The 3837-nt window shown below is 61.3% G+C and carries 3 protein-coding genes and 1 pseudogene; 3 read left to right on the forward strand and 1 reads right to left on the reverse strand.

Annotated elements, in window-relative coordinates; all coding sequences use genetic code 11:
- Window positions 1-13 precede the first annotated feature (13 nt).
- Window positions 14-238, reverse strand: coding sequence for an AbrB/MazE/SpoVT family DNA-binding domain-containing protein (locus ADADOO_RS06770; protein ID WP_511276113.1), 225 nt, complete (start codon window positions 236-238; stop codon window positions 14-16).
- A 206-nt stretch (window positions 239-444) separates the two neighbouring features.
- Here ADADOO_RS06770 and ADADOO_RS06775 point away from each other — a divergent pair.
- The 3 genes and pseudogenes from ADADOO_RS06775 to ADADOO_RS06785 form a co-directional block, all read left to right on the forward strand.
- A pseudogene (locus ADADOO_RS06775) lies at window positions 445-2316 on the forward strand (methyl-accepting chemotaxis protein); the annotation flags it as partial.
- Window positions 2317-2453: 137 nt separating this feature from the next.
- Window positions 2454-3611, forward strand: coding sequence for a pyridoxal phosphate-dependent aminotransferase (locus tag ADADOO_RS06780; RefSeq protein WP_511276115.1), 1158 nt, complete (start codon window positions 2454-2456; stop codon window positions 3609-3611).
- A 96-nt stretch (window positions 3612-3707) separates the two neighbouring features.
- The coding region (locus tag ADADOO_RS06785) for an MscL family protein (protein ID WP_511276117.1) at window positions 3708-3837 on the forward strand (130 nt) is incomplete at its 3' end.

Genomic DNA, 3837 nt, shown 5'->3' on the forward strand with positions numbered 1-3837 from the left:
CCAGGTGAACATGCTACTTGGCGAGTTCGTGGAAGGTGTCGCGGAATTCGCGCATAAAGTCGCGGCCGGCTTCGACCTGGCGGGCAACTTCCGGATCGTAGGGCGTCATCGAAAAGCCTTCAGGAGACTCGACGAGATAAACCGTATCGCCTTTGTCTACATGCAGCATGGCCAAGGCTTCCTTGGGCAGCACAACCCCCACCGAATTGCCGATCTGGGTCAGTTTGAGTGCGAACATGCTTGGGTTCCGATGCTGTTATAACGGATGTAATACTAAACCTTTTTGCAGACCGCTGCTTGTTTGGCACGGATTCAGCACTTTCCCGGCTCCGTGCTCTCGGCGAACCGCAAAACCCGATGTAGTTGCCGTTCAGCTATAGTTGCGAAAATTGTCGAAAACGCTAGCCGAGTTGTTGCTCGGCTCTCCATTCTGAGGAGCTGTCGATGTTTTCATTTCTCAAGTCCAGACCTGCCGAAGTGTCGACTGGCAAGGCATCCACATCAACCGCGCAGGCCTTGTCCGGTCGCTTCAACGCGGACCGGCTTCCCGCCAACCGGCAGGCACTCGGCTTGCCCGATGCCGGGGGCGGACTTTTCATCGGCTTTGTTCCCCCGCATGCGGCTTTTCAAGGCGTGGCCGATGGCCTGGCGCGCGCTGTCGCCTCGCCGGCCGCCGGGAACACCGTATTTGCCGCGCTGTCGTCGAATGGCGCCCTGTGCAGCGGCGGGGCGACGACGTATTGCGGAGCCGATACGCATGACCGGGAAGGCAGTTTCCTGTGGCTTTCCGACGAGATTGTCGAGCGTTGCGAACTGGTGACCATCGATCTCAAGCTGGGGCAGGGGACTACCGTCGGTGAGCGCGTGGCGCATATTGCGCGGGAGCTGAAGAGCGTCAATCCTTCGTTTCCGATCAACGCCCAGGATACGTTTGCCCTGATCTTTTGCGACGGCCTGTCGGCGTCGGAGGGCTTCCTGATGCGCGCCTGGTACGAGAGCAAACGCTTCCCCTGCCTGGCGATTGGCGGCTCGGCCGGCGGCAAGCTCGATTTCTCCGGCACCTATATGCACGACGGCCAGCGGACGCTGACCGGACGGGCCATGCTGATTTTCTGCAAGGTCAAGCCGGGTATTCGTTTCTCGCCGTTCAAGTCACAGAATTTCGTGCCCGCCGGCAAGAGCTGGCTGATCGCCGATGCCGACCCGGTGGCCCGAACGGTGAGCAGCGTTTTTGCCGAAGATGGCCAGACGACCGGTTTCCTGAGTGCCCTGGCGGCCCATTTTGGTTGCCCGGAGACCGAAGTCGAAAAGCGCCTGGCTGGCCACACGTTTGCCGTTTCGGTCGATGGCGAAATGTTCATTCGCTCGGTAGCGGCCCTGGGCGCCGACAAGACCTCGTTTTTCTGCGACATCGAGTTCGGCGATTGCCTGCATCTCCTCAAGGTCACCGACTTTGTCGAGACCACCCAGCGCGACTGGCAGACTTTCCTCAACGGGAAGGGCGCACCGCAGGCCATGCTGCTCAACGATTGCGTCCTGCGTCGAGTCGGCAATGCCGGCGTGCTCGGGCGCGCCGCTTTCTTTGCTGATACGCCGGCCGCCGGGTTCTCGACTTTCGGCGAGATATTGGGCATACCGATCAATCAGACGCTGTCGGCGCTGGTCTTCTTCCGCGACTCGGCGACCTACCGCGACGCCTTCATGAGCGCTTTCCCGGTTGGCTATGCGGCGTTTTCCATGCACTACACCCAGCGCGCGCTGCAGCGCTGGGAAACGCTCAACGGCATGCAGCGCGGCATGGTCGACCGGGTGGTCAGCTACGAGCGTTCGGTGCAGCCGGTGATCGATCAGTTGCCCCTGCTGGCCAGCGGTTTCCGCCAGCAGACGGCGACCCTTTCGCAGGCGATGAGCCTGATGAATTCGGTCGGCGCCTCGGCCAAGTCTTCGCAACATTCCCAGGCCAGCCTCGGCGCCGGGCTGGACGATCTTGAGCGGCTATCCTGTGCCATCAGCTCGATTACCGGTGGCATCAGCGCGATTGCCGACCAGACCAATCTGCTGGCGCTCAACGCCGCCATCGAGGCGGCCCGGGCCGGCGAGGCAGGGCGCGGTTTTGCCGTGGTTGCCGACGAGGTGCGCAAGCTCGCCCAATCCGCCAAAAAGCAGGCCGACGAGACGGCATCGAGCATCCGCGAGGCGGTGCAGACGATAGCCAAGATCCGCGGCATCGCCGGGGAAACGCTTGCTGCCATCAACACCCTGATCGAGACCAGCGAAGCTGCTTCGGTCCAGATCCGCCAAATGAACGCGGATGCCGAGCGGGAGCATGTGCAAGTCAATCAAAGCCTTTCCAATGTCGAGGAATTGACGCAAGGCATGGCCGTTCTCGACACCTTGCTCGGTCGCCTCGATACCCTGCAGACGATGGCTGCCAAGCTGTAAGTCGCGTGCCTATGCAAACGTCTATCCGTATCGACTCCCGCTTCCCCGCGATGGGGACGACCATCTTTACCGTCATGAGCCGCCTGGCGGCCGAATGCGGGGCGGTCAACCTGTCGCAGGGCTTCCCCGATTTTCAGGCCGAGCCGGCGCTGTTCGATGCCGTGCATCGTCACATGCTGGCCGGCCGCAACCAGTACGCGCCGATGGCCGGCATGCCGGAGTTGCGCCAGGCCATCGTCGATAAGGTCGCGGCGCTCTATGGCGTGCGCTACGACGTCGAGTCGGAAGTCACCGTGACGGCCGGGGCGACGCAGGCCATCTTTACGGCCATCGCCGCCTTCGTGCGGCCGGGCGACGAGGTGATTGTCTTCGAGCCGGTCTACGATTCCTACGTGCCGGCCATCGAAACGGTTGGTGGCACGGCGGTCTACGCCCAGTTGAGCTTCCCCGATTACGTCCCGGACTGGGCGCAGGTGGCCGGCCTGATCACGCCGAAGACGCGGATGATCATTGTCAATTCGCCGCACAACCCGACGGGCAGCCTGTTGTCTACGGTCGACCGGGAAAAACTCGCCAAATTGATCGCCGGGACCAACATCGTCGTACTCTCCGACGAGGTCTACGAGCACATCCTGTTCGATGGCGAGCCGCACGCCAGCCTGTGCGCCGATCCCGAGCTGGCGGCGCGCAGCATCGTCGTTTCGAGTTTTGGCAAGACCTACCACATCACGGGCTGGAAAATCGGTTACGTCGTCGGCCCGGCGGCGCTCATGGCCGAGTTCCGCAAGGTGCACCAGTTCAACGTGTTCACCGTGCACACGCCGTCGCAACTGGCGCTCGCCGAGTACATGCAGGATGCCGACCGCCATCTTCGGCTGGCCGCTTTCTACCAGGAAAAGCGGGATTTCTTTCGGCAGTTGCTGGCCGCCACGCCGTTCGAGTTGCTGCCTTGTCGCGGCACCTATTTCCAGTTGGCACGCTACGACCGCATCTCGGAGTTGCCCGACCGGGCGTTTGCCGAATGGATGACGCGCGAAGTCGGCGTCGCTGTCATCCCGGTCTCGGGTTTTTATGCCGACGGTCGCGACGACCATGTTGTACGCTTCTGTTTCGCCAAGCAGGAAAGTACGCTGAAGGCTGCCGCCGAGAGGCTCTGTAAAGCTTTGTAATGAAACCTGAAAATATGAAAATTGCTTGACCTGTCGGCGCGACAAAGCAAATAATCGCCGCATCAAAAACACACTCCACGGGAGAAAAAAATGGGAATGATTCAGGAGTTCAAGGAGTTCGCCGTCAAGGGTAACGCGATGGATTTGGCGGTCGGCGTCATCATCGGTGGTGCCTTCGGCAAGATCGTCGATTCCATCGTCGGCGACCTGATCATGCCGCTGGTCA

The sequence above is a fragment of the Azonexus sp. genome (assembly GCF_036170495.1).
Taxonomy (GTDB): Bacteria; Pseudomonadota; Gammaproteobacteria; order Burkholderiales; family Rhodocyclaceae; genus Azonexus.

Bases quoted from the DNA above. Each gene is read 5' to 3' on its own strand.
- ADADOO_RS06770 (WP_511276113.1), bottom strand. From the start codon at position 238: ATGTTCGCACTCAAACTGACCCAGATCGGCAATTCGGTGGGGGTTGTG.
- ADADOO_RS06780 (WP_511276115.1), top strand. From the start codon at position 2,454: ATGCAAACGTCTATCCGTATCGACTCCCGCTTCCCCGCGATGGGGACG.